Source organism: Pseudomonas sp. 9.3L, assembly GCF_058536285.1.
Window position 1 is genome coordinate 2,342,551 of the sequence record NZ_JBZUBK010000001.1, and the last position, 24,796, is coordinate 2,367,346.

Annotated in this window: 25 protein-coding genes and 2 pseudogenes; 12 read left to right on the forward strand and 15 right to left on the reverse strand. The window is 61.3% G+C overall.

Annotated elements, in window-relative coordinates; translation table 11 throughout:
- Nucleotides 1–93 precede the first annotated feature (93 nt).
- Nucleotides 94–447 (reverse strand): hypothetical protein, encoded by a 354-nt coding sequence (locus AC4LE2_RS10740; RefSeq protein ID WP_491825751.1) that lies wholly within the window; start codon nucleotides 445–447, stop codon nucleotides 94–96.
- 117 nt (nucleotides 448–564) lie between these two features.
- Here AC4LE2_RS10740 and AC4LE2_RS10745 point away from each other — a divergent pair, with 117 nt between their 5' ends.
- From AC4LE2_RS10745 to AC4LE2_RS10755, 3 genes are all read left to right on the forward strand, one after another.
- A complete protein-coding gene (locus tag AC4LE2_RS10745; protein ID WP_491825752.1) occupies nucleotides 565–867 on the forward strand; it encodes a DUF1883 domain-containing protein in 303 nt (100 codons plus the stop codon).
- A 10-nt stretch (nucleotides 868–877) separates the two neighbouring features.
- Nucleotides 878–1,042, forward strand: a complete 165-nt coding sequence (locus AC4LE2_RS10750; RefSeq protein ID WP_491825753.1) for a hypothetical protein — start codon at nucleotides 878–880, stop codon at nucleotides 1,040–1,042.
- A 230-nt stretch (nucleotides 1,043–1,272) separates the two neighbouring features.
- On the forward strand, nucleotides 1,273–1,530 hold the full coding sequence (locus AC4LE2_RS10755) for a DUF1652 domain-containing protein (protein ID WP_491825754.1): 258 nt from the start codon (nucleotides 1,273–1,275) through the stop codon (nucleotides 1,528–1,530).
- Nucleotides 1,531–1,541: 11 nt separating this feature from the next.
- Here the strand turns inward: AC4LE2_RS10755 and AC4LE2_RS10760 are convergent, their stop codons facing one another.
- The 4 genes from AC4LE2_RS10760 to AC4LE2_RS10775 all read right to left on the reverse strand — a co-directional run bounded on the left by AC4LE2_RS10760 (nucleotide 1,542) and on the right by AC4LE2_RS10775 (nucleotide 9,683).
- The gene (locus AC4LE2_RS10760) at nucleotides 1,542–3,773 is read right to left on the reverse strand and encodes a UvrD-helicase domain-containing protein (RefSeq protein WP_491825755.1); all 2,232 of its coding nucleotides are present in this window, start codon (nucleotides 3,771–3,773) and stop codon (nucleotides 1,542–1,544) included.
- A gap of 214 nt (nucleotides 3,774–3,987) precedes the next feature.
- A complete protein-coding gene (gene pgm, locus AC4LE2_RS10765) occupies nucleotides 3,988–5,631 on the reverse strand; it encodes a phosphoglucomutase (alpha-D-glucose-1,6-bisphosphate-dependent) (protein ID WP_491825756.1) in 1,644 nt (547 codons plus the stop codon).
- Between the two features lie 90 nt (nucleotides 5,632–5,721).
- Nucleotides 5,722–8,013: an ATP-dependent DNA helicase gene (locus tag AC4LE2_RS10770; protein ID WP_491825757.1), complete on the reverse strand. Its 2,292-nt coding sequence runs from the start codon at nucleotides 8,011–8,013 to the stop codon at nucleotides 5,722–5,724.
- On the reverse strand, nucleotides 8,010–9,683 hold the full coding sequence (locus AC4LE2_RS10775) for a VRR-NUC domain-containing protein (protein ID WP_491825758.1): 1,674 nt from the start codon (nucleotides 9,681–9,683) through the stop codon (nucleotides 8,010–8,012). The genes AC4LE2_RS10770 and AC4LE2_RS10775 overlap by 4 nt, the downstream gene beginning before the upstream one ends.
- A 138-nt stretch (nucleotides 9,684–9,821) precedes the next feature.
- Here AC4LE2_RS10775 and AC4LE2_RS10780 point away from each other — a divergent pair, with 138 nt between their 5' ends.
- The gene (locus tag AC4LE2_RS10780; RefSeq protein WP_491825759.1) at nucleotides 9,822–10,484 is read left to right on the forward strand and encodes an HAD family hydrolase; all 663 of its coding nucleotides are present in this window, start codon (nucleotides 9,822–9,824) and stop codon (nucleotides 10,482–10,484) included.
- Between the two features lie 37 nt (nucleotides 10,485–10,521).
- Here the strand turns inward: AC4LE2_RS10780 and AC4LE2_RS10785 are convergent, their stop codons facing one another.
- Genes AC4LE2_RS10785 through AC4LE2_RS10795 form a run of 3 tightly spaced genes read right to left on the reverse strand, consistent with a single transcriptional unit; the run spans nucleotide 10,522 to nucleotide 11,976 of the window.
- A complete protein-coding gene (locus AC4LE2_RS10785; RefSeq protein WP_491825760.1) occupies nucleotides 10,522–10,698 on the reverse strand; it encodes a ribonuclease HepT family protein in 177 nt (58 codons plus the stop codon).
- Nucleotides 10,695–11,042, reverse strand: coding sequence for a nucleotidyltransferase family protein (locus AC4LE2_RS10790; protein WP_491825761.1), 348 nt, complete (start codon nucleotides 11,040–11,042; stop codon nucleotides 10,695–10,697). Before AC4LE2_RS10790 ends, AC4LE2_RS10785 begins: the two co-directional genes overlap by 4 nt.
- Nucleotides 11,043–11,067: 25 nt before the next feature.
- Nucleotides 11,068–11,976 (reverse strand): DMT family transporter, encoded by a 909-nt coding sequence (locus AC4LE2_RS10795; protein WP_491825762.1) that lies wholly within the window; start codon nucleotides 11,974–11,976, stop codon nucleotides 11,068–11,070.
- Between the two features lie 91 nt (nucleotides 11,977–12,067).
- On the opposite strand from AC4LE2_RS10795, the gene AC4LE2_RS10800 reads away from it, so the two are divergent.
- A complete protein-coding gene (locus AC4LE2_RS10800) occupies nucleotides 12,068–12,940 on the forward strand; it encodes a LysR family transcriptional regulator (RefSeq protein WP_491825763.1) in 873 nt (290 codons plus the stop codon).
- Between the two features lie 20 nt (nucleotides 12,941–12,960).
- On the opposite strand, the gene AC4LE2_RS10805 is transcribed toward AC4LE2_RS10800, so the two are convergent.
- From AC4LE2_RS10805 to AC4LE2_RS10815, 3 genes are all read right to left on the reverse strand, one after another.
- Nucleotides 12,961–13,923, reverse strand: a complete 963-nt coding sequence (locus AC4LE2_RS10805; protein WP_491825764.1) for a methyltransferase — start codon at nucleotides 13,921–13,923, stop codon at nucleotides 12,961–12,963.
- Nucleotides 13,924–13,925: 2 nt separating this feature from the next.
- The gene (locus AC4LE2_RS10810; RefSeq protein WP_491825765.1) at nucleotides 13,926–15,341 is read right to left on the reverse strand and encodes an iron-containing redox enzyme family protein; all 1,416 of its coding nucleotides are present in this window, start codon (nucleotides 15,339–15,341) and stop codon (nucleotides 13,926–13,928) included.
- Between the two features lie 99 nt (nucleotides 15,342–15,440).
- Nucleotides 15,441–15,683 carry a hypothetical protein gene (locus AC4LE2_RS10815; RefSeq protein WP_491825766.1) on the reverse strand — a complete coding sequence of 81 codons (243 nt, stop codon included), beginning with the start codon at nucleotides 15,681–15,683 and terminating at the stop codon, nucleotides 15,441–15,443.
- Nucleotides 15,684–15,823: 140 nt separating this feature from the next.
- Here AC4LE2_RS10815 and AC4LE2_RS10820 point away from each other — a divergent pair, with 140 nt between their 5' ends.
- Nucleotides 15,824–16,255, forward strand: a complete 432-nt coding sequence (locus tag AC4LE2_RS10820; protein ID WP_491825767.1) for a hypothetical protein — start codon at nucleotides 15,824–15,826, stop codon at nucleotides 16,253–16,255.
- A gap of 28 nt (nucleotides 16,256–16,283) precedes the next feature.
- Here the strand turns inward: AC4LE2_RS10820 and AC4LE2_RS10825 are convergent, their stop codons facing one another.
- The 3 genes and pseudogenes from AC4LE2_RS10825 to AC4LE2_RS10835 all read right to left on the reverse strand — a co-directional run.
- Nucleotides 16,284–16,829, reverse strand: a complete 546-nt coding sequence (locus AC4LE2_RS10825) for a hypothetical protein (RefSeq protein WP_491825768.1) — start codon at nucleotides 16,827–16,829, stop codon at nucleotides 16,284–16,286.
- A 122-nt stretch (nucleotides 16,830–16,951) separates the two neighbouring features.
- Nucleotides 16,952–17,041: pseudogene (locus tag AC4LE2_RS10830) on the reverse strand (helix-turn-helix domain-containing protein); the annotation flags it as partial.
- A gap of 57 nt (nucleotides 17,042–17,098) precedes the next feature.
- A pseudogene (locus AC4LE2_RS10835) lies at nucleotides 17,099–18,232 on the reverse strand (sigma-54 interaction domain-containing protein); the annotation flags it as partial.
- Between the two features lie 200 nt (nucleotides 18,233–18,432).
- Between AC4LE2_RS10835 and AC4LE2_RS10840 the strand changes: the two are divergent.
- From AC4LE2_RS10840 to AC4LE2_RS10865, 6 genes are all read left to right on the forward strand, one after another.
- Nucleotides 18,433–19,347: an MBL fold metallo-hydrolase gene (locus AC4LE2_RS10840; RefSeq protein ID WP_491825769.1), complete on the forward strand. Its 915-nt coding sequence runs from the start codon at nucleotides 18,433–18,435 to the stop codon at nucleotides 19,345–19,347.
- Entirely contained in the window at nucleotides 19,344–20,591 is a 1,248-nt protein-coding gene (locus tag AC4LE2_RS10845; RefSeq protein WP_491825770.1) for an NAD(P)/FAD-dependent oxidoreductase, read from the forward strand. The genes AC4LE2_RS10840 and AC4LE2_RS10845 overlap by 4 nt, the downstream gene beginning before the upstream one ends.
- Nucleotides 20,588–21,382, forward strand: coding sequence for a sulfite exporter TauE/SafE family protein (locus AC4LE2_RS10850; RefSeq protein ID WP_491825771.1), 795 nt, complete (start codon nucleotides 20,588–20,590; stop codon nucleotides 21,380–21,382). Before AC4LE2_RS10845 ends, AC4LE2_RS10850 begins: the two co-directional genes overlap by 4 nt.
- Before the next feature lie 106 nt (nucleotides 21,383–21,488).
- A complete protein-coding gene (locus tag AC4LE2_RS10855) occupies nucleotides 21,489–21,761 on the forward strand; it encodes a DUF6555 family protein (RefSeq protein ID WP_491825772.1) in 273 nt (90 codons plus the stop codon).
- 108 nt (nucleotides 21,762–21,869) lie between these two features.
- On the forward strand, nucleotides 21,870–22,055 hold the full coding sequence (locus AC4LE2_RS10860) for a DUF1289 domain-containing protein (RefSeq protein ID WP_491825773.1): 186 nt from the start codon (nucleotides 21,870–21,872) through the stop codon (nucleotides 22,053–22,055).
- A gap of 60 nt (nucleotides 22,056–22,115) precedes the next feature.
- Nucleotides 22,116–22,733, forward strand: coding sequence for a cyclodeaminase/cyclohydrolase family protein (locus AC4LE2_RS10865; RefSeq protein ID WP_491825774.1), 618 nt, complete (start codon nucleotides 22,116–22,118; stop codon nucleotides 22,731–22,733).
- Here AC4LE2_RS10865 and AC4LE2_RS10870 read toward each other — a convergent pair.
- A complete protein-coding gene (locus tag AC4LE2_RS10870; RefSeq protein ID WP_491825775.1) occupies nucleotides 22,699–24,660 on the reverse strand; it encodes a putative bifunctional diguanylate cyclase/phosphodiesterase in 1,962 nt (653 codons plus the stop codon). The genes AC4LE2_RS10865 and AC4LE2_RS10870 overlap by 35 nt on opposite strands.
- Between the last annotated feature and the right edge of the window lie 136 nt (nucleotides 24,661–24,796).

A 24,796-nucleotide genomic window follows, 5' to 3' on the forward strand; every position in this document is an offset into this window, starting at 1 on the left:
TCACGCGCCTCGCGCCTTACAATGGCGTACCGAAGCGGCTGCTGCATTAGTAGAAAAAAACCTTTCGCGATAGTTCCGCAACTTCCTGCCGAATCACCCCGAGATGCAATCGGTAGCCGCCTTCTGTACGTCCTTGAAACGCAAGGGCAAGTTCGACAAGCGTTCATGCACCTTGATCGTGCTGCCCCCGGAGCGCTCTTGCACATCCACCACTGCGGCTGGCCCGGAGCTTAACTTGCGTGGCACTACGATCTTGTAGCCGCCGCCACTCCGGTCAATGGCCACGGGCCGCCGGGTTTCGGCCAATCTGCGCGCCAGGCACTGAGTGTAGTCTTTAGGGTCCTTCCCGGACATAACGTCCATGGTTTCATGGGTTTGCTCGATCTCTGCGACCGTTGCACAACCCCCTAACGCAAGTAGTGCCAAGAAGATCCCAACCGCTTTCATCTTTATCTCCAAAAAAGAACCTAGGACCGTACCCGCTCTAGAACGTTCGGCGGCGTGATGCTTGGGGCCTAGACACCAACATGCTATGTTTGGGCATTATTCAAGCGTGGAGCCAGCATGAAATTCGTTCACCAGCGCGAACACCTGAATGAGGATGACGTGGTCGTCATCGAGTGTTCACAGCGCTGCAATATACGCCTTATGAGCGATGCCAACTTCAGAGCGTTCAAAAACGGTGCGCGGCATACTTACCACGGTGGTGCCTTCGATCAGTTCCCTGCGCGCATCACCGTGCCCAGTACAGGTTTTTGGAACATTACCTTGGACACGGCAGGCAGTACCTTGAACAAGGCTGCTAAAAAGGCGCCGTTCAAGCATGGAATAAAGCTGATCCGTCGATCACCCTCTTCGTTTACCTGAGGCACGCCCCATGGCTAAGTACGTGATTCACTACACCCTCGAAGGGCAACGTCGTTGGGACTTTGCTCATCTTGAACAGGGCACATTCGAAGAAGCTGCCCAAGCGCTGCGCGCCCTTCATGGCGACACTGAAGCCGAAACGCTTGAAGTCACGAAGGTTACCAAGGCGCTTTAGCGCGTGTGGAGCACGGGCGTAGCATGAGTGCTACGCGCCTGTTGCTCGCTATCCAGCGCCGTTCGTCGTCAAGCTAATGACACCGATCAATTTTCAACCAAAAAGTGCCGTATCGTTTCAAAATAGTCCGCTGCTCGTTGCGTACCGGTGCTATGTTTCTTATCACTGATCGACTGTCGAGGCCGTGCCCTTTTGGCAATTGGCCGCTGCATGATGCAGAGGTACCTCGAATGAACAAAATGACTTTTCCCAATGCCTGCCAAGTCATGCGGTGGCATTTCCACCCACTGGGGTTTGAGGGCAGCATGGACACTCCCAGTAGCATGGTGGCCAGGCTTTTCGACCGTGGCTCAGGCGAGACGCTTATCGCCATCGCGGGCATCCCCTGTGCGACCGTGATGAGTGCGGCAGACGTCGAGCGCATGATCGAAGCCATCGAAGCGGAGCTTGAGGCTTTTATTCCTCCCCAACTCCTGAAAGCTTGCTGATAAACGCCCCGCTAGCTTCGTTTATCGAGAAACGCACCAGCTGTACCCGTTACTCGTGCCGATGCACCCCCGCTCTCACTCTCCCGCCCCGCCGTTGGCCTGTCGATAAACCAGTACACTTCCCGGGTTGCGCGCGTAACGGCAACATACGCCAAGCGCAGTGCTTCGTCAGCCTGGGCTTTGTCATAGGCCTGTGAACCTTGTTGGTCCGCCAAGCCTGCCAATGCATACAAGCGGTTGCGCGATGAGGATTGAGAGCGTGCCTCGCAGTCCCCTAGCAGGATCACCACGTCAGCTTCGAGGCCTTTGGCTGCATGTATCGTCATAGAGCGCACCTGCCGTGCTTCAAGCCCACCCGAGTGCTGGGCCTTCAACAGGTCGGCAACTGGCAGTAGGTGCCGTGGATCGTCTTTACTTTGGCGGTGAAGCATCAGTACGCTCCGCCCCTTGCCAAGCGCTGCCTCAAGGGTAGCAGCGATTTCAACGGGGTCTTTCCAATGAAGACAAAGGTCGCCCCTTATCGCTTCAGCGGTGTGTACTGCAGTAGCCCTTTTACCTTCAATCGAAGGCACGCCTTTAACTATTAATTCAGCAGCATCAATGACTTGCTGCGTACTTCTAAAGTTATCTTTCAGCATTAGCCGCCGGTAGGAAGGCGCTGAAAAGGCTTTGGCGAAGTCAATAAAGAAACGCGGCGAACTCCCTCTCCATCCGTATATCGACTGCCAGTCGTCCCCTACGCACATCAAGGTAGCGGGTGAGGTACCGTCTCGCCGCAGACGCTCTGCAAGCCCTGCGCTAAGCCACTTGGCAATCTGCGGCGAGACATCCTGAAACTCGTCCACTAGCAGGTGGCGGATACCCTGGAGCTTGTCATCCGGCAGCCTTGACAGGGCGCTCCCCGCAGCATCCGAGAAGATGGCGAACATGCGGTTATAGGTAAGCACGGGAGGAACACTCCCCAGCAGTTGTTTTTCCAGGGCTCGCCAATAGGTACCCAACGCACTAAAAAACAGCGCTTCTTCGCCGTCCTGTAAGCTGACGGCTGCCGTAGGCACCTCTAGGCCAAGGTTCTCAATAAAGCCTGCCATCGCGGTAAAGGCATCCAGCAATGGCAAACTGGCGTATTCACCCGCCAGCCGATAATCGAAGCCTGCCCCTTGCACGCTGTCATTGAAGGAACCTGCCGCGTGCTCGAAGCTTTCAAGCCAGATCAATGGTTTATCGAAGAAAGCTTGAAACAGGGTTCGCTTCACTGCCCATTCTGCGCGGGCTGTAAGGCGTGCCCCTGAGCGGGTTCGATCGCCCAGCCCCGGTTCTGCACCTAACATCACCCAGGCACCCGCTTGTGCGTGGTAACCATGGCAGCGGAACACTTGGCCCTCGATCACATGGGGTTGCGAAGTGGGCTCAATACCCGCAATCGGCCACTGGCCGGCTTGCTGCCAGTGGGCTTCAATCAGCGTGCAGAGTTCGGCGTCACGCTGGGACGCGGGGATCAGCGCCGCCAAGCGCCTTTGTACGTCAGGGTGACTGGGCGAACGCTTTGGCAATGCATCAGCTCGCAGCCTAAGGCTTTGTATTGACTGGGCGAAAGCGGGGTCTTCTGCCATTAAACGGTGATAACACCGGTTTAGCTGTTCGCGCTGTGTGGCGTTGATTTGCAGCTGCAAAGGAGTGCCGCTGCTCTCACCTGCTCCGAGGCTTTCGAACGCTTGCAATTGGCCAAAGCCCGGCATGGTTCGCGCCCAACCCAGCACCGTGGCGTGAAACGTCGTCACCCTTTCCAATGCTTGAGGGAGCGACAACGCTAACTGCCAGCGCCCATACAGGTCGACCAGACGCTCAGCGAAGTCTGCGCGGGACGCTCGGGTAAAGGTGACCACGCTGATATCTGCCATAGGTATCCCCAGGTAGTGGTGCAGCAACAACACCCGGAGTGCCAGCGAGCTGGATTTGCCCGAACCCGCGCCAGCTACCACACACGTGGTAATGGTGGTACTGAAGATCATTTTCCATTGAGCGACGGACGGCTGCTTGCCTTCAGGCAAATACCGCAAGGCATCGGCCCTCATCTGTTTGCGTATGGCGGGCGTGATGTTAAGAGGAAGGTCAGCGAACAGCAGGGGCGCGCCTGCCGTAACGGCTGGGCTTGGAGAGGGCTTGTTACTGGGTGCCGAGGCACGCTTTTGACCAGTGCTCGACGCGAGGCGGGCGGGCTTGCGCTTTATAGCGGGAGACATCTGCTCAGCCTGACGCCCTGAGAGCCAACCGATTAGAACTTGAAGTAGTTTCGAGATCACCACAATAAAATCTTATTTTTCAATCGCATAAATCGAAATTCTAGATGTTAGATTAAGCGCTTTACTGTAATCCACGCTTACCTTGCCCGACCTGCGCGGCCCGACCTGCGAGGCCCGACCACCACACGCTGGCCGGGCCAAAGGGCTAGCAGGCTTAGGCGCTAATCGCGCTGTCTACCAAGGCCTGCGCTTCGCTCACCAGTTGTTGCAGATGGGCTTCGCTAGTAAAGCTTTCGGCGTAGATTTTGTAGATGTCTTCAGTGCCTGACGGCCGTGCCGCGAACCAGCCATTGGCCGTGCTCACCTTTACGCCACCAATGGCTTGGTCATTGCCCGGCGCCTTGCTTAACACCTGTTCGATGGTATCGCCCGCCAATGAAGTAGACGTCACCTGCTCAGCCGACAACTTGCCCAAGGCTGCTTTCTGGCGAGCATCTGCCTTGGCGTCTACACGCGTGGCATAGGGCTCCCCGAGATCGGCAACCATCGCCTGGTACAGCTGATGCGGGTTTTTACCCAGCCGCGCGGTCATCTCTGCCGCCAGCAAGCCTGGGATAAGCCCATCTTTGTCGGTGCTCCATACTGTACCGTCGCGGCGCAGGAACGACGCGCCGGCGCTCTCCTCGCCTCCAAAGCCGAGGGTGCCCTTGAACAGGCCGTCGGCAAAGTACTTGAATCCTACAGGTACTTCATACAACGTGCGGCCTAGCCGAGCCGCTACCCTGTCGATCAAGCCGCTGCTAACGACGGTTTTACCCACGGCAGCGTCTGCACGCCAGTCGGGGCGGTGGCGGAACAGGTAGTCGATGCTCACGGCCAGGTAGTTGTTGGGCGCTAACAGGCCGCCGCTGCGAGTAACGATGCCATGACGATCATGATCAGGGTCGCAGGCGAAGGCCACATCGTAGCGGTCCTTGAGGCCAATCAACCCTTGCATGGCATCACGCGAGGACGGGTCCATGCGGATTTGCCCGTCCCAGTCCAGGGTCATGAAGCGGAAGGTAGGGTCAGTGTGCGAATTAACGACATCCAGCGACAGCGAATACTGCTCAGCGATTGCAGGCCAGTAGCGCACTCCGGCACCACCTAGCGGGTCAACACCCAGGCTCAGGCCCGCGTTACGGATCACATCGAAATCGATCACGTTGTGCAGGTCGTTGACATAGGTATTGAGGTAGTCATGGCGGTGCGTAGTCGCGGCCTTGAGTGCGCGTTCGTAGGGCGTACGCTTTACGCCGGCAAGCCCTGCCTCCAGCAGCTCATTGGCTTTGGCTTCGATCCACTTGGTTACATCGCTGTCCGCAGGCCCGCCATTGGGCGGGTTGTATTTAAAGCCGCCGCTTTGCGGAGGGTTATGCGACGGGGTGATGACAACCCCATCCGCCCATCCACTGGTGCGGCCACGGTTGTAGCAAATGATGGCGTGAGATACCGCTGGTGTAGGGGTGTACTCGTCATCGGCGGCCAGCATCACGTCTACGCCGTTGGCGGCAAACACTTCCAGGGCACTGGCACCGGCAGGGGTCGACAGGGCATGGGTATCGATACCCAGGTACAGCGGCCCGTCGATGCCTTTGGCCTTGCGGTAAAGGCAGATGGCCTGGCTAATCGCCAACACATGGTACTCGTTGAAGCTGTTATCGAACGACGTTCCTCGGTGGCCAGAGGTGCCGAAGGCTACGCGGTGGGTCGCCACGGCGGGGTCAGGGCGGCGCGCGAAATAGGCGGTCACCAGGGCAGGAATATCGATCAGCAATTCGGCCGGCGCCGGCTTGCCCGCTAACGGACTGTGCGTCATGCAAAACCTCAGTTGGGTATCAATCGGTGGCAGTTTACTGACACTTCGACCGCTGAGGGAAACGATTGATCCACCGTGCCGCCGTTATCCTCACAAGGGCTCGGGCTGTGGCCACCAACTGGGCAACAATTGCTGGATACGGGGCTGGGCGTAGCGGTCATCGATCAACACAATGGTGCCTTCGTCGGCCTCTGCACGAATCACCCGCCCCGCCGCCTGCACGACCTTGTGCAGCCCTGGGAACAGGTACACGTAATCGTGCCCACTGCCGAAGCGGGCCTGCATCCGTTGCTTGAATCGCTCATTCACAGGGTTGACCTGGGCCATGCCCAAGGTGGCCACAAAGGCACCGATCAGCCGCTTACCGGGCAGGTCGATGCCCTCGCCGAACGCACCGCCCAGCACTGCGAACCCTATGCCGCACCCGCCTACCTCGAAACCCTCGATAAACGCCTGGCGCTCGGCTTCGTCCATGGCCCTGCGCTGCGCCCGCACAGGCACCTCAGGGTAGGAGGCCTGAAGACACGCCACCACCTGATTGAGGTAGTCAAAACTACTGAAGAACGCCAGGTAATTGCCCGGCTGTTGCTCGTACTGCTGCGCCAGTATTTGGGCCACCTGCTGCAAGGAACGCTGACGGTCGGCATACCGGGTAGACACGTGACTCGCCAGGCGTATGCGTAACTGGCCGGCCTCGAAGGGGGATGGCACATCCAGCCACCCCCAGCCCGCAGGCAGCCCTAGCACGTCGGCAAAGTAGTGGGAGGGTGTAAGGGTGGCAGAGAACAGAACGCAACTGCGGGCACTGGCAAACCGAGGCGCCAGCTGCGAGGCAGGTACGACATTACGCACGTTAAGCGTGGCACGCAGGGCCCGCTTTACAGCGTACACCTCGACATCGAACACAAACCCGTCGTCAAACAGTTCTGCCACGCGAATGAATTGCAGGGCCTGGAAATAGAACTCCAGCCATGCTGGGGGCACGCCCGCAGGCGATTGATTCAAGCACTCACTCACGACGGCCGTGCACCGTTGCAACGCGTTCAGCCATTGACCCGGCACGCCAGGCTGGCTGTGATGGCCTACGCCCTGGGCACGTGACAACGCATTCCAGTGCCGCGTCAGGGTGCGCAACGCGCTACTGGTGCCGGCCAGAGGTGCTTCACGCAACGTAGTCAGCAGGCGCTGATCCAGGCTGGCGCTGTACATGCCCCTGGCACGGTCCACCAGATTGTGGGCTTCGTCTACCAGCACCGCAGTGGTCCATTCCTGCGCCTGCGCCAAGGCATACAGCCAGCCGTTGAGGTCGAAGTAGTAGTTGTAGTCACCGATAATGACGTCGGCCCAACGGGCCATTTCCTGACTCAGGTAATAGGGGCATACCTGATGGGCGCTGGCCACCTCGCGCAGGGTGCGCTGGTTGAGCACCCCTTGATCCGCCGCCGCCACACGTGCCGCTGGCAATCGGTCATAAAACCCCTTGGCTAACGGGCAAGCGTCCCCATGGCAGGCAGTGCCTGGGTATTGGCACAGCTTGTCGCGGGCGGTGAGCTCCAGCACCCGAAGCGGCTGAGCAGACGCTGCGCTAGCAGGCACTGTGCTGAGCGTCGTGGGGGGCTGAAGCTGGCGCAATGCGTCGAGGGCCAATTGCCGGCCGGGTGTCTTGGCGGTCAGGAAGAACACGCGCTGCACACCTTGGCGCGGCATGGCCTTGAGCAAGGGAAACAACGTGCCCAGGGTTTTACCGATACCGGTAGGCGCCTGCGCAAGTATGCAACGGCCGGTGCTGGCCGCTTTGTAGACGGTTTCGGCCAACTGGCGTTGACCAGGGCGCATCGCCGTGTAGGGGAAGGCCAACGCCTCCAGGAAGGTATCGCGGCGCACCTGATGCGCCGCCTCGCGTGCGGCCCACGCCAGGAATGCCTCGCACTGGGTGTAAAAAAACGCAGTAAGCGCCTCGGCGCTGTAGGCCTCGTCGAAACGGGTCTCGCTGTGGGTGTCGACATTCCAGTACACCAGCGCCAGGTTGACGCTCGCCAGGCCCTCGGCTACGCACAGCAACGCGCCGTAGACCTTGGCCTGGGCCCAGTGCAGGGCGCGTTGGTTGAGCGGTTGGCGGGTAAGATCGCCGCGGTGCGTCTTGACCTCCTCCAGGCACTGGCGCTGCGGATCGAACCCATCGGCGCGGCCGCGTACCTTGAGCCCCTGATATTCGCCTGCCAGTGACACTTCGCGGCGGTAATCCGGGCCGCGTCGGTCCGCCACCAAGCGGTGCCCGGCGATACCTTCCAGAGCGGTAGGCGACGGGGTAAATCGCAGGTCGAGGTCCCCTTCGCGCGCGGTGAACTCACACAAGGCCCGCACGGCCACGGTCAGCGTCATGCAGGCTCAGCGTGGGGCACAGGTGCGTCCCAGCGTACATGGCAGACGCTCACCGGCAGCCCGTGCGTTTGGCAAAACGCCATCCACCGCAGCTGATTGTCTTGGAGACGATCGCCCGGCCCTTTTACCTCAATCATGCGGTAGCGGGCCTCGGATGGATAAAACTGAATCAGGTCAGGCATGCCGGTGCGGTTGGCCTTGAGGTCTTGCAGCAGACGCTCAAAGCACACCCGCAGGTGTGCTGCCGGGATACACGCCAGCGCCAGTGCAAGCAACGGCTCATTAATGGCCCCCCAGTGCACGAAGGGGTTAGCCAGGCCGTACTTGGCGGTGAAGCACTCGAGCATCAGGGTTTTGTAGCGGCCATCGTCGAGCGCTGCCAGGCATTGCTCCAGGTGAGCGTGTCGACGCTGGGCGAAGTCGGCCTGATGAAGGTCCAGCGGCGCGGCCTGGAAGGGGTGAAAAAACGCACCGGCGACGGGTGCGAACAGTGCAGGCCAGCACAGCAGCCCAAAGAGCGCGTTGAACAGGGTGTTTTCAACATACATCACAGGCGCCTGCTCGGTGCCCAATGCCTCGCAGACTGCCCGCTCGACACTGCCATGGTGCGCCAGGCACAAGTCCAGCCGTGCCACCGCCGCTGAGGCCCGACGCACCTTGACGGTCTCGCCCAAGGCCCGCCGTACCCTGGGCAACAACCGCTCCAGGCCTTGGGCTTCGGCAGGGCTCTCTGGGGCAGCACTGGCTTGCTCGGCCAGTGTCAAGGCCGCCTGAAACTGCTCGGTGCGCTCCAACATACGCAGGCGCCGCAAGCGTGCGCCAGGCCAGGTACACGCCGTGTACAACTCGGCAGCCTGAGCCCAGTCACCTGCGCGTTCGCAGCGCTGGCCAAGGCTGAACAGGGTTTTTTGGTGGCGGCTGGCAAGCCAGGGGTTATCCGAGGCCAGCGTATCGAGGGCCGCCAGCAGCGCCGCAGTGTCTGCGCCCTCCTCCATGGCTTGCCGACACTCGGCCAGCCCCAGCGCCACTTCTAGGTCTCGACGATGACGAAAGGCCCTGGAGGCGAGGGAGAATTCCACGGCCTCATAACGCTGGATGCCCAGCTCTACCAGCACGAACTGGGACCAGTCCTGGCGCAGGTTGCCGAAAAACAGCAGGCGCAGGCGTTCGCACAGCGGGCGCACTTCAAGCCGCCATACCTGCCCTTTATAGGCGGGCCACCACTCGCCCACGCATGCACGATGCTCATGCCAGTGCCCCAGGGCGTCATACCACTGTGCTTTGCGATCACCTGCTGGCAGGGCTTCCTGGGCGAACCCGGCGCGCAACTCAACTTTGCCAAACAAGGTAAATAGGTCACTCAGGCTCAACGGCGCCTGCTCTTCCAACCAGCCTAGCGCATGCATCGGCGCCGCCGCGGATTCAGGCGCGCCAATTTCGGCATAGGCCAGCTTGTCGCTTCGAAAATGATCCCCCTTGCGCATCACCAGCCTTACCAACAACGCGCGAGCGTTCTGCGGCAGGCCTGCGAAATCTTCCAGGAACTGGCGCTCGGTGGCATCGAGCACATCGATGTAACGTGCGCGCAGCCAGGTCAGCGCCTGTTCGAAGTTGTGCAAGTAGTAGAAGGGGTTGTCGAGGGGGTTCACGCGCCTGGGGTCCTCAGTCATCTATGCGCTGTTTATACATACAGTTTTGAGCACGTACAACCGCGTGCCGCTGGTCGGTGGCAATCCTCCCGGTCAGCGGTATTTGAGTGGGCTCGGCGCGCCTGCTAACCTCCGCGCTTTGCCTACCGGGACGCACCTATGCTCAATGCTTTGTTGTTCGACCTCGACGGAACCCTGACCGATACGGACAAACTGCACCTGATTGCAATCCAGCAGTTGCTCTGGGAAGAAGACCGCAGGCCGTTTACCGAAGCAGAGTTCGAAGCCTTGTGCAGCGGCCGAGCCAACCCCGAGCTGTGCGCGCTGCTCTTTCCGGAACGCACCGTAGCGCAACACCGGGCTTTTGCCGACCGCAAGGAAGCACGCTTTCGCCATCTGTCCCAGTCACTGGCACCGCTCCCCGGTTTGATGGACCTGCTGGCCTATGCGCAGCGGCACGGGATTGGCCGGGTCGTGGTTACCAATGCGCCGCGTGCCAACGCCGACCATATGTTGGCCGCCCTGGGCCTAGCTGACACCTTTGCCAGCGTGGTGGTTGCCGAAGAACTCCCTTGGGCCAAGCCTCATCCGCTGCCCTACCTGACGGGCCTGGAGCGCTTGCACGCCCAGGCCACAGAAGCAATGGCCTTTGAAGATTCCATCCCAGGCCTGACCGCCGCCAAGGCCGCCGGGCTGTTCACGGTAGGCCTGGCCACCAGCCAACCCGCCCAGGCATTGCTCGCAGCGGGCGCAGACCTGGTGATCGACGACTTCACCGACCCTAGGTTGTGGGAAGAGGTAGAGGCGCGGCGTACGAGGTGATCTGTAGCGGATAAAGACACGTGCCCAGCTAGGTTTGTTAAGCGTCCTTCTGCGCCACGGTTAATTCGCTGAGCAGCTGAGGAAGCGCTGCTTGCACAGTTTCCCACACCACATCAAGATTGATATCAAAAGTAAGCCCTTCTACAAACGCGCACCCATCAGTCGCGGCCTGCAGCATATGCCCAAGGTAGTCACTTAAGCGATTTTTGATCATACGGGCAGCGCCTCTGCCAGAACCTGAGCCCGAAATGACTCCGGTAGATCGCCAGGCGTGAGCAGATCCACGTGCAAGCCTAGCAGCGACTCCAGCTCCAACTGCAAACCGCCCAAGTCAAACAGTGTTGCACCAGGGAGGGCGTCAACCAAGAGGTCAATATCACTACCATCGCGGTCGGTACCATGCAGCACAGAGCCAAAAACACGTGGGTTAGCCGTAGCGAAGCGTGTAACAGTTTCACGCACCGCGCTGCGATTCAGATCAAGCACTACCGAGGGGCGCATCACGCCTTCCTTGTCCATCAATTCAGTACCGACATGAAACCATAAATACCGCATCATGCGCTGCTCTAGTGACAGATGCCCCTTACACATGCCGGCGCTGCCCGCCCTCACCCTTGATAACCAGCACAATCCCGGCCATGGACAGCAACACCCCCAAGGCGATGATCCAGGACAAAGGCTCTTTGAACATGCCCCAGGCCCAGACCAGGGTAAGTGCTGGGCTCAGGTACAGCACGCTGGCGACCCGAGTAGGTGACGAGCGCTTCAGGCACACCCAGTACAGGCCGTAGCCACCCAAGGTGCTCAAGGCGGTCCAGGCTACGCTGTAGATAAAACCTCTGCTCATGACAGGCGGTAACCCTGTATCGAACAGGCATACCCCACCAAAGCACAGCGCGGACACTAAACACTGCACCCATAAGCTGGCCAAGAGGTTCAACGAGACGGGATCGCCCGCGTGTTTTTTCCAGACGCTGGCGATCGCCAGTGACACCATCCCGAGCAAGGGCAAGGCATAGGCCCAGGATGGTGCAGTTCCGGCGTGCAGGGCATCCTGCGTGACAACCAGCACGCCTGCCAATCCAAGCCCGAGCCCTAGCCAGGCAGTAGATGGTAGCCGCTGCTGGCCTACCGCTACGGCGATCAACGCAGTGCCGATGGGTAGCAGGTCGGCGATCAAGGCTGCCAAACCCGCAGGCACACCTAGTGCGATGCCTTGCACGACACCTGCGAGGTACCCGACCATCGCTAGCAAGCCAATGGCCGCCTGTTGCAGCAACACCTTAAAGGGCATGGACCGTAGCGGCTTCCACACCCAAGGCATGAGCACCAGACACACCAATAAGCAGCGCCAGAACACCACCAGAAAGGCAGGTGCCTGATCGATAGAGTAGCGAGCACCGATAAACCCTGAACTCCACGTCACTACCATCCCGGCTTCCATGACTGGAAGGGGTAACAGGGCAAGAGACAACCCAAGCTTGAGCATCATTGATCATTCCTTGGTGGCAGACGTTGAAACTAGCCCACGCCCATAGTTTAATAAATCAAATCTTAATGATCTTATGATTCGGATTTATTAAATGAGCACGTCAACACTCGAGATCGAACTGCTGCGTACCTTTCAGGCCGTTGCCCGGCTGAAGCAATTTCGCGCAGCAGCCAGGCAGTTGCATAAAAGCCCGGCGGCAATCAGCGTGCATATTCAGCGTTTAGAGGCTATCGCCGGTGCCCGCTTGCTGGAGCGGGATAACCAAGGCGTAACCCTAACTGCCATGGGTAGCCGACTGCTGGCCTCCAGTGAGCAACTGCTGACGGTACACGACCGTGCCCTCAGCGACCTACGGGGTGCCGAGGTGAGCGGGCGTGTGCTTCTGGGCGTTCCAGATGAATACGTGGTGCATGTCATCCGCGACATCCTCCCCACCTTTACCAAGGTGTGGCCAAACGTCGTATTGGAAGTGATCACCCTGCCCAGTGACACGCTGCGTGAGCAGGTTGAGCGAGGTACGTTGCACATGGCGGTAATCGCGCAGGCAGCGGGCATGGAGCATGACAATCCGCTACTCCGGACCACCACGCCAATCTGGGTGAGCGGCGCTCGATTCATGCTCGAACCCGATGCCCCGCTGCCTTTGGCGTTGTACGCTGCCCCATGTCCTTATAGGGACGTCATGATCCAGGCACTGGACCGCATGGGCAGACCATGGCGGGTCATCTTGGATGCCTCCTCCAGCACAGCAGTAAGGGCCTGCATCGAGGCCGGCATTGGCGTGAGCGTGGTCGACCCCTGGCGGATGTCGGCTGATATGAGGCGGATGGAAGGCCTGCCTGTGCTGCCCCTGCATGAAATCGTCATTTTTGAGGGCAGGCCGACGGCTGGGATGGCCATAGAGGCAATGGCGGCGTTAAGGGCAACACTGCAACAGCGGTTCTGGCTGCAAGGCGACGCGTAGCCCGCCGCCTCAGTAAGGCATCAGGCAGACCGCGTGGCTTCCACCAGCACCACAGCAATGCGCTCGGCTTCGGCGTACCCAGGCAGCTCCAGGTCCTCGCCAAACACGTCGGGGTCGAGTTCTTGGTAGCGCCAGTGCCCATCGAAGGCCTCAAGGCTTGGGCGGGCAGCGGCCAGGAACGGGTCTTGACCGCCGACGATGGCAACGCCGGTATACAGCAGGCAGGTGCCACCTGGAGCCAATCGGCCCAGTGCTTCCTGCAGAATACGCAGCGACAGGCTACTGCCCAGCCCGCTGCCACCGTCGCGGTAGGCCCTGCCCTTGGGGTCTTGCATGTACGGAGGGTTAGCCACGATCAGGTCAAATTCCCCTGGCAAGCTGTTGAGCACATCGCTAGCGCGCGCCGTGAGGCCATACGCACCTGCCAGTTGGGCATTGATAGCCGTCAATGCCAGGGCTTTAGCGTTGATGTCCGTGCCCCAGACCTGGGTGCCTGGGCACGTCGTGGCGATTACCAACGCCCCCGCCCCACTGCCACAGCCGATGTCCGCCGCCCGGGCCGGTGGTGCGGTGCGCCGCGCCAAGTGGGCTCGAATCGCCGCAGCGAAGCGGTAGGTGTCAGGCCCGAAAAACACCGCGTCAGCGGCGTCGGTAGGGTACCCGGAATGCAACAGCAGTTCGCCACCCAAGCTGGAACAGCGAACACTGGATCGCCAGAACCCTGGGGTGTCCACCCTCAACACGTCCGCGTCGCGCAAGTGGTTGAACAGCTCGGTCGGCAGCAGGTCTGCGGCAAACGGGCGGTTCCAACCAAAGGCGCCGCGCAGGTCTGTAGCGGGGCCTGCAAAACGATCAAGGTTACGTTGGTGGGTCAGTGGCGTGGGGGTAATGAAGTGATAGTCGTGACCCTTGAGATACGTGCCCAACGCCAACAGTGCGGCGCCCTGGGGAGCCTGCTGTGCAGGCACAAAGTGTTCGGCCATGGTCATCGCCCCACCCCCGGCTCGCCGGCCAACTCGCGAGCAAACAGCCGCGTGGCGTAGAGCCCTGAAGGCGTCGCATGGCACTGGGGCGCCAGGAAAGGAATCAGACGCTCCAGGCGAGCGTTGGGGCCTGCGTGTGCCAAGGCAGCCTGCACCTCAGCGCGCTCTTCCAAAGAGGGGCCACCGCCCTGCGCGAGGGAATCGGCCAGAGGATGCTGGCGGAACTTCAAGCGGAAGGGATTGACGCTACCGCGGCGCTGGCCGTCTTCCGATGTGAAGCCGTCGGCGATCCAGTCAGCCAATAGCTGCTTTTCATAGGCACTGAACACGCCAAACATGGCAGCGCCCGGCCCTTCGATGAGTTGCCAGAATCGGCTCTGAGCAGGGTCGGCCCTACGCTTGATCCAGCCTTTATGCTCCAAAGCAGCTAAAAACGGGCGGACCCCACCGGGTTCGGCCAGCCACTGATTGACCGTACGGCCTTCGATTTTGCAGTAATCCGAGTGCATGTGCTGCGCGAAGGCCTGCTTGCGCTCCAGCATGCCCATCACCTCTTCTTCGAGATCAAAGGCGGCAATAGCGTCCTGGGTGCCCAGGCCCAACTCATTGAGCTGATACCCGGCACGTACCCGTGCCATGAAGGCTTCACGCCCTACCGTCGGCAACAGCTCACAGACACTTTGCGCGGCCTTCTGGGCGTGGCCGGTGCTGGCATTGTCAATGGTCACGTGAAGCGTGAAGTAGTAGGGGTCAATCCCCAGTTCGTTGAGCTCGAACGAGGTAATGAGCAAGTGCAGGGGAAGTTGTTCATACCCTAGATTGAAGCCGATGATTTCAGGCAGCAGGTCTTTGCCCAACATACCCAGGGCAATTTGAATGGCCCCTTGCTCGTAGTAACGGTCATCAAGGTCTGCCTGAGGTTCACATTCCAGGTCGGCGATCAGGCGGCGGTATAGGGCCACATGATTCTGGGCCGGCTGCCCGTCCCCCAGCTCTTCCAGGTAGGTGCGGATCAGCCCGTGGTAGCGCACGTCACTCCAGTGGGCCAGGGTGCCGTACAGCCATGCTCCATCTACCAACTTGGTCGGCGCAACCGCGCGCAGGAAGAACAGCGCATGGGAACGGTTAGTGAAGTAGCGACGAGGCGCCCCTTCGTGCCGGGCCTTGAGGTATGCCGCATAACGCTCGGCGACCTGGGTAGCATTGGCCGATACCCACTGTTCCAAGTCATCGAAGCGGGCGGGCAGCCCACCCGGCAACTGAGCCGCTTCGTCCAGGCGATCACTTAAATAGACGCGGGCCTTTTCCAGGCTCTCATCGTCCGGCTGACGCATCAGTGCGTTGTACAGATCACGCGCGAGGGTTGCCGCAGGCAGCGCGCGTGAGTTCGAGCAGGCAAGGTTTTGCAAGGCAGTCATAAGCAACTCGAGAACGTCTTGTCGTGCAAGTTCGAACTCGCCTGCGTGCAGGAATTCCGCTGTGCGTTTCAGGGGCGATGAATGGAGCGAGATCCAGGATCAGCCTCGCCTACGGCTTGCCCTCACCCCTGATACCAGGTCTCCTACCGTAGACACCGAGCCTGTCAGGGCCAATCGCTGACCTTTTAATACCTCGTCCTCCAGCGTCTCGATCAGCGTCTCTATCTGTGCTTGCGTCAAGCCTAGCGTGTCTACCAGCCCGGTCTCCAAGCCTACGTCGGCCACACCACTGCCAATTATTTGAGTCAATGCAGCCTTCACTTTTTTGAATTCGTAACTCATGGCGTTCCCCTTCCCTTGGTGGCTTCTATCTTCCTGCACGCGCGTGCCCGAACACACCTGACAGTTCTGCCAGGTTTGGCCAGCGTCTATCTGATAAGGTAACGCCCCCACTTCCCTAGCGCTTCACCCAGGAGGGCCCCTTGGCCGTGCCAGAATCCTTCACCGCCGATTTGTTCGAGGTCGACAAGCGCCTGTCCCTCAAACCTGTTGCCGATTTTAATACCTACCTGCGTACAAGCTTTGGCGAAGGGCCCTGCGTCTGCATCCGGTGCGAGCAAAGTGGCGGGCTGGACGCCGGCTACACCCACCGGCATACCTTTGAATTTGAGGGCACCACGGCGCACCGGCGGTTTGCGGTGAGCAGCGCAAGTGATGTGCTGATGATGTTGAAAAAAGCCTGGTTGTCCTACACCAAGGCCGAGCTGCCCCTAAGTAGCCCCCTGGACCTTGCAGTCGTGCACAGCTTTGTAGCGCCGGAGGTTCACAGCAGGCTGGTTCCGTTGCTCACCGCCAGCGGGCTGGTGCGGCAAACGGATGAGGGCTGGAGGCTGGTGATGCCGGTAGAAGCATGAGCACCGGTGTGTAAACCTGTGCTACCCCTCAGCGGCACGGGCGATCTGTCATCGGCACGCGGGCATTCCAGACAGTCACGTCATAGCCTGGCGGGTACAAGTCCGCACACAGCAGCCTGCGGTAACGCTGCTGCTCCAGGTAAAACACCAGGTCGCCCACCGCGCTGAACACCCGTTTGACCAACCCCTCCGTGTCGATCAGTGGCTGCACTATATAGGCGATTGCGGCGCGGTCGTGGCAGTTGAAGCCTGGCCCCAACGGAGTGGAGAAACTCAGCACCTGCGTGCCGAGTCGTGCGGCCAACACAGGCCGAATCGCCTCGAAGAGGCTGTCCAGGGACGTGTCATAGGCGTCTTCGACGGCTATAACCACATCGCCCACACACGCCAGCGCCGGCGCCCTGCGCAGCAACGAAGCGCGACAAAACGCGTTCTCGACCTGAGCCAGGAACACGTCTTTGTCCCGCGCATCCCATTGCAGATCGCCTGAGAACCGGGTGCTCGCCTCAACCTGATGAGGCGCAACGGCAAACTCCAGTGTCAGCAAAGCCTTGATTCGCTCATAGGCATACATGGCGCGCTACCCCGTCATGAAACGTGACAGCCACTATTTTCAGCCACTCGCCCCCCTCCCACAGCTGGCAGAGCTGTCAGGTTGACGCGTCGGGTTAGCTATGAGGCGCCCTGTCTGCGGGGTTACTCAATGCCTAGCGCCTTGAGGCGTCGATACAGCGTGCGCTCACTCAGCCCCAGGTGCAGCGCCAACGCCTTGCGTGAGCCTTTGAAGCTGGCCACGGTTTGCAGGAAGTCTTGCGCGCCTGCCTGTGCCGCGGGTAGTTCGTCCACGGGCAAGTCACGGCGGCGAATCACGCCGTCGCTGGCCAGCAGTTGAGCCCTCTCTAGCAGGTTACGCAGCTCACGAATGTTGCCAGGGTAGTGGTAGGCCACGAGCCACGCCATAGCGTCCTCGGCCACCTGCCAGGGCCCGCCCTGAGCATGGCGGCGTAGCAGGCTGTCAATCAGCAGTGGCAAGTCCTCGGCGCGCTCGCGCAACGCGGGCAGGCGTAAGGTGAAGGCGTTGATGCGGTAGAACAGATCCTGGCGGAACGTGCCCTGGGCCACCATGTCGGCCAACGGTTTGTGGGTCGCGGCTACCAGGCGAAAATCGGCATGCAGCGTGCGCAGCCCGCCTACCGGGCGGAAGCTGCCTGATTCGATCAAGCGCAACAGCTTGGCCTGTGTCGCCAGGGGCACTTCTCCAATCTCATCCAGGAACAGCGTACCGCCATGCGCAGCCTCGGCCAGCCCGGTCTTGCGGGTAGCCGCCCCGGTGAACGCGCCTTTTTCATGGCCGAACAGCTCACTCTCGAACAGGGTTTCGCTCAGGCCCGTGCAGTCCACCACAACCAGCGGGCCACTGGATCGAGGGCTGGCGGCGTGCAATGCCCGTGCGAAAAGCTCCTTGCCCGTCCCCGACTCCCCTTGCAACAGCACAGGAATCTGCGACGGCGCGGCGCGCTCCAGGCCCGCCAGCGTGCGCTGAAATGCAGGGGCACGGCCGACCAGCCCATGTTCGCTGGGCTGAGCCACCGCCACCGCGACAGAGCGCAAACGCTCCACATAGCCCAGCAGCACGCCATTGGCGTCCACCAAAGGCCGCAGTTCCACATCCACATGCTCAGGCCCGCGCGGGGTGTGGTGAACGTGCAGCACACGCTCCGGCAGCCCGGTTTCGCGCGCCTTGCGCATCGGGCAGTGCTCGCCTGCGCGGTCACACGGCACGCTGTAGCCATGCGAGACCTGATGGCAGGTTTGCCCAAGCGGCGCCTCGCCCTTGACCCCAAATTGCAGGCGATAGGCGCGATTGGCGGCGACGATGCCGTAGTGCGTATCCAGCACGATGGCAGGCTGAGGGTCATGTTCCAGGTAGGCGCCAAGGGCCAGTGGATCAAACGAAGCCAAGGGGTCGCTCCCGATAGAATCAAGCCGTCAGCATACTGCCAATTACTGCCACCCGCTGCCATTGCCTGGCAGAAAGTGGCAGTCAATGGCAGCATCCCTGGCTGTAACACGCAGGCGGCACTGGGCTAAAGGCTTCCCACCCGGATGGCACGGTTCTTGACCGTCATACCCTGACGGTCACCACGCCCTACTCTGACCGCTTCAGGAGTTCACCTATGGCGTATGACCCCATTGCACCCTTGGTCGAGGCGAGGTATCGCGTAGAGCCTTTCTTCGATACCCACACGTCCACCCTCAGCTACCTGCTATTTGACCCGGCAACCCGGGCCTGCGCCGTGGTGGATGCCGTGCTGGACTACCAACCCAACACCGGGCATACCGCCACCGAGGGCGCGGACCGGCTGATTGCCAGAATCCACGCACTGGAAGGGCACCTGACCTGGATTCTTGAAACCCATGTGCATGCCGATCACTTGTCCGCAGCTCACTACCTTAAGCAGGCGCTCGGTGCACGCATTGGCATTGGCGCTCACATACGTGAGGTACAAACAACGTTCGGCCGCTGGTTCTGTGCACAGCCTGAAGGTGCTGAACGTCAACCGTTCGATACCTTGTTCAACGAGGGAGACCGCTTGACCGTGGGCTCGCTGCCTTTAAGGGTGATGCACACGCCCGGGCACACCCCGGCCTGCATCAGCTACGTGCTGGACGTGGCGCAGGCCCCGCTGGCGTTTGTCGGAGACACGCTGTTCAGCCCCGACTATGGCACCGCACGGTGCGATTTTCCGGGCGGTGACGCTCATGTGCTGTACCGCTCCGTGCAGCGCGTGCTGAGTTTGCCCGCCGCAACCACCTTGCTGCTGTGCCACGACTATCGGCCAGGCGGCCGGGCGCTGGTATGGCGCACCACCGTGGCCGAACAACGCGACCACAATGTGCACGTACATGCGGGCGTGAGCGAAGCCGCCTTTGTTGCGATGCGCCAGGCACGCGACGCCACGCTGGCCATGCCTGCGCTGATGCTGCCGGCCGTTCAAGTCAATATGCAGGGCGGCCAACTGCCGCCTGCCGACGCCAATGGCCTACGCTACCTGCGAATTCCGCTCAATCAATTCAAGGACCCTTCATGAGCCAGACCGTGCCGTTTCATGACGTCGTGATCGTAGGCGCGGGGGCGGCGGGTATCGCCGTCGCTGCCAGCCTGCTCAAGCGCCTGCCCGACCTGGATGTGGCGTTGGTGGACCCCGCCCCTGAGCACTACTACCAGCCAGGCTGGACCCTGGTAGGCGCCGGGGAGTTCGAGCCCGCCAGCACCCGCCGTGACACGCAAACCCTGATACCGCGTGGCGCTCGCCTGCTGCGTGCGACCGTGACCGGCTTCGACCCGGACCACAACCGTATCGTGCTGGGCGCGCAAGGCCCTCTCGGGTATCGCCAGTTGATCGTCTGCCCTGGGCTCAAACTCAATTGGGGGGCAATCGAAGGCCTGGAAGCGACACTGGGGCAACACGGCGTAACCTCCAATTACCGCTACGACCTGGCGCCTTACACCTGGGAACTCACCCGCTCACTGCAACGCGGCAACGCGGTGTTCACCCAGCCGGGCATGCCTATCAAATGCGCAGGGGCGCCGCAAAAAGCCCTGTACCTGGCGTGCGACCACTGGCGCCGCCACGGCAGGCTGGGCGCGATCAAAGCGTCATTCATGAACGCCAACCCGAGCCTGTTCGGTGTGGCAGCCTACGTACCGGCGCTTGAGCGTTACATTGAACGGTATGCCGTGGACCTGCGCCTGCGTCACCGCCTGGTAGCGGTAGACGGGCCGTCGCGTCAGGCTCACTTCGAGGTGAGCAACGCCGAGGGTGCGCTAAGCGCCTACACCTGCACCTTCGATATGCTCCATGTCGTGCCGCCGCAAGTCGCGCCGGACGTACTGCGCGGTAGCGCCCTGGCCGACGCTGCGGGCTGGCTGGAAGTAGACCCTTATACCTTGCGCCACCTGCGTTTCGCCAACATTCACGGGCTCGGCGACGTGGTCAATACCACCAACGCCAAGACCGTCGCGGCGGCCCGCAAGCAGGCACCGGTGGTGGCCCATAACGTCAGCGCGGCCTTGGGCCGTGCAACTGGAAGCGCACGGTACGACGGCTATGGCGCCTGCCCCCTCACGGTCGAGCGCGGCCGCATTGTGTTGGCAGAGTTCGCCTATGGTGGCCATCTGGCGCCCTCTTTCCCCCAATGGCTGTTAAAAGGCACCGAGCCCACTCGGCTAGCCTGGTGGCTCAAAGCCAATGGGCTGCCGTGGCTGTATTGGCACGGCATGCTCAAAGGCCGCGAGTGGCTGGCACGCCCCGAGGTGGCACAGCACCCATGACGCTGCTGGCCACAGGGCTGGGCCTGGTGGCTGGATTGGTGCTGGGCCTGACCGGGGCCGGTGGGGGCGTATTGGCGCTGCCCCTGCTGGTGTTCGGCCTGGGGCTTAGTATCCCGGCGGCGGCGCCCGTGGCCTTGCTTGCGGTGGGGCTGGCCGCCACGCTGGGCGCCGGCCTGGGGCTGCGACAGGGCACCGTGCGCTACCGGGCCGCCAGCTTGGTCGGGCTATGCGGCCTGCTCACGGCGCCCTTGGGGTTATGGCTTGGTCATCGGCTGTCTGCGGTTCCTCTGGCATTGTGCTTTGGCGTCGCGCAAGTCCTGGTCAGTGTGCGGCTCTGGCGAGGGGCGAGCGCAGCACCAGTCACTCAGGCGCGTTGCCCTTGCCTGCTAGACCCTTCCACTCACCGCCTCCACTGGACACTGCCTTGTGCCCGCGCGCTCGCAGCCACGGGCGCCTTCGCAGGGTTGCTGTCAGGGCTGCTAGGGGTGGGCGGTGGGTTTGTGATCGTTCCAGCGTTGCGCCATTTCACTGACTTGCCCATGAACGCGGTGGTAGCCACATCACTGGCGGTGATTGCGCTGGTCGCCCTGGCAGCGGGGGGCGCTACGCTTGCAGGCGGCTGGGTAAACCCTGCGTTGGCCCTGCCCTTTGCATTAGGCACCAGCGCCGGCCTGCTGGTAGGCCGCTGGCTTGCACCCAAGGTAGGCGGCATGGCCTTGCAGCGGGTGTTTGCGGTTGCGGGGTTCGCGGCGGCGCTGGCGTTGCTGGCACGTAGCCACTTTTTAGGATGAGCGCACCGTTAATCGGCCTATTGCGCGCCGTTTGTACATTCGATGGAATTTTGCGCAGGGTTCAATGCTCCGTTAAGTCGGTAAGGATCAACGGGACTGATTAGAAATGCCTAGCCCAACACTTTTTGTTATCGACTATTGCCTTCATGGCACCCCTAAACACTTTGTAATCCGTCTTGATCGCATGGACAACGCCGAAGCGTGGCATTGGGCCAGTTGCGACGCGGGCGTAGGGCATATCCCTCGCCACCGTCACGATAAGATCAAACGTACCTCGAAGCCGATGGCGGAGAAGTTCGGGATCACTGAAGTGCGGTGGCGCGCTGCCGGCATGCAACCGCCTCAGGAAGCGCCTGTCGCGGACCGTGCCGCTGGCTGATGCTGGCGGGTCGTGTGTGCGGTTAACGACCCCGGCCTTGCGCCGGGGTTATTCCTTCAGGCTCAGTCGTAACACTGCCCCACTCTTCCTACTACGGGTGTACGCCCTGTGAGCAAAGATGTTGAAAACCCCTGCACCTCCAAGTGCAAACTCAGCGAGGGCGTGTGCCAAGGCTGCGGGCGCGCCAAAGATGAAATAAAGAGCTGGAAAGGCCTGAAGCGCTCTGAAAAATCGGCGGTTGTAGAACGCGCTCGCAAGCGGCTCAAAGAGATACGTGGCAAAAAGAAGAAATAACGCCCGCCATCCGTGCGGCCCGGCGCCTGCCTCCATGCTGCCCCTCCCTGGAGATCACCCATGGCCGAACCCACCTCTGAGCACGAACCCAGTGTCTGGTCATGGTCACTGGCCGGCTTCCGCGATGCGTTGGCCGGTAACGCTCCGGTCCCCAGTTGCGGCGCCACCGCAGCGGTGTGTGGCAACCTGGGCCTGGCGCTGATCGTGATGGCCATGACCAAGAGCCAGGCCCGCCGTCCCCAGGCTCAACTGGCACATGACTTAACCCAGGCCGAGGCACTCCTGCCTACGCTCGCCGGGCACGCCGACGCCGACATGCGCGCCTTCGGCCGGTTCATTGCTGACCTGCCGCTAACCGTACCCGACGATGACCTGCGCCAGGCTGACGTCGCCCGCATCACCGAAGGTGCGCGCGCTGCCGCTGCAGACACCCTGGCTGCGCTGGAACTGGCCGCCAGGGTGCGCGCGCGCGTGCACACAGGCCTTCGCTGCGATGTGCTGGCGGGGGGGCAACTGATTCACGCCAGCGCGCAAGCCCTGCTGCTGAACATGGCCGAAGACCTGCCCCTGCTCACCGACTCCGCTGTGGTGCACGCGTTCAAGCACAGCCATGCCGCCCTGTGCCAACGGGCTGATGCGGCGCTCAAGGCCCTTCTCCAAACGCCCACCGCTTCGTAGGCGAAGACCGCGCCAGCCAGGTAAGTGTGTCGTCGAACGGCATGGGCCGGCTGAACAGGTAACCCTGTACCAGGGTGCAGCCCAGGTTTCGGAGCACGGCCATTTCGTCTTCGGTTTCGACCCCTTCGATCACGCACTCCAGCCCCATGTCCAGGGTAAGGGCGATCAGCGACTTGACGATTTTGTAGCTGGCCGGGTTTTGGTGGATGCCGCTGACGAAGCTGCGGTCGATCTTGAGCTTGGTCAGCGCCAGAGCGTGCAACTGGCTGAGGCTGGAGTAACCGGTGCCGAAGTCATCCAGGGAAATACCACAACCCAATTGCCGGAAGTGGGCGATGGCCAGCTGCATCTGACCAAGGTCCTGCACGATGGCGGTTTCAGTGATTTCAAGATCCAGGCAGTCAGGCGCAAAGCCACTGCCCGCGATAACCTCGATGATCTGCGCAACCTTCTCACACGAGGCGCAGTCGTGCGCCGAGAGGTTAAACGCCAGGCGCATGCCGGGTGGCCAGGCGCAGGCGTGATGCAGGGCCTTGCGTAACAAGGGCAACGTCAGGCGGTTGATTAGCCCGCTGCGTTCGGCCACCGCGATAAACCGTGCAGGGGGCACCGCGCCCAGCTCTGCGCTGTTCCAACGGGCCAAGGCTTCAAAGCCAACCGTGGCGTGGCTGCAGGCATCCACGATAGGTTGGAACTGAACATAAAACTCGGCGTCCAGGTCGGCTCGGCGCAGCGCCTGCTCGGTCATGGCGTCCCGGTGCAACTGCTCGTGGTGCGCGGCTGAAAACAGGCACAAGGTACCTGGGCTCTGACGCTTGCCTTGGTACAGGGCATAGTCGGCGTATTCAAACAGCTCGGCAGCGGTATCTGCGGTTTCAGGATAGGTTGAGATCCCCAGGGTGGCGCCAATCTGGATAGGCACACCGGCCATGACGAATTCGCTGCGCAACTGCTGGCACACGCTCTGGCCCAGCGCCTGGACGGCGTCGGAGGTCAGGTTACCGCCGATGATCAGGGCGAACTCGTCACCACCCAGGCGGGCGACGTGCACGTCTGAGGTCACCCGCCGCGAGAGCCGGTCGCCCACGGCCTGTAGCAATTTATCCCCCACCCCATGGCCGTAGAGGTCGTTGACCGGCTTGAAGCCGTCCAGGTCCAGAATACCCACGGCCAAACGGTTACCCTGGCGATGCGCCTCGGCCAGGGCCTGCTCAAGGGTCGTGAAAAACTGCCGGCGGTTAGGCAGGCCTGTGAGGCTGTCCTGGTTCGCCAGGCGCAGATTGTCATTGCTCAACTGTTCAGTTTGAGCCTGGATATTGATCAGCCGGGTGAAGTCCCGGTAGTTGCTGCGCAGCACCACCAGCAGGGCCATGGACACCAGCAGAATATTCACCGCTGTGGCAATGAACGTCGGGTTTTGGGTAGAGGCGAAAAACACCACAAAGGCCACGTCCACCACCACGGTGGTAATCAACGCGGCAGGCAACAGGTGCATCATGCAGAAGATGCACACGATCACGGTGATGGCCATGAAAAACGCCACGTGGGCCTGGGCGTAGGCACTGCCGTAGGGGTACAGCGACAGGGACCAGGCGGTAAAGCCCATGGCAATGACAATTGACAGGCGATTGGTGCGGTTGAGCATGGCCACGATGGCGGCGGCACTGGGTGGCCGGCCCGCCAGCCGCCACCACATCACTGACCGCGCGCCACAGACGCACGTCAGCGCACTGGGAATGTACAGCGTTAGCAGCGGCGGTGCGCTCAGCCAGTGGGTAAAGGCCAAGGCCCAGGTATTGACTAACAACACGAAGTACATCATTGGCAGCTGACGGGACAACGCGACGAACTGAGCCGTGAGCAGCCGTGGGTTGTCGCTGGGCACCGAGATCAGGCTGGCGAATTTGCCCAACAGGGATCTACTCATTTAATACGTCTCGGGCGCCGACCCTACAGGGCCGTGCGGTCAGATTCATCAGCTTGCGGAGTGTGCGCAGCCTTATATTCCACACGTATCGGCCTGACGCGGGGTTTTCTTTAGCAAGCTGTGAGGGGCGGGTGCT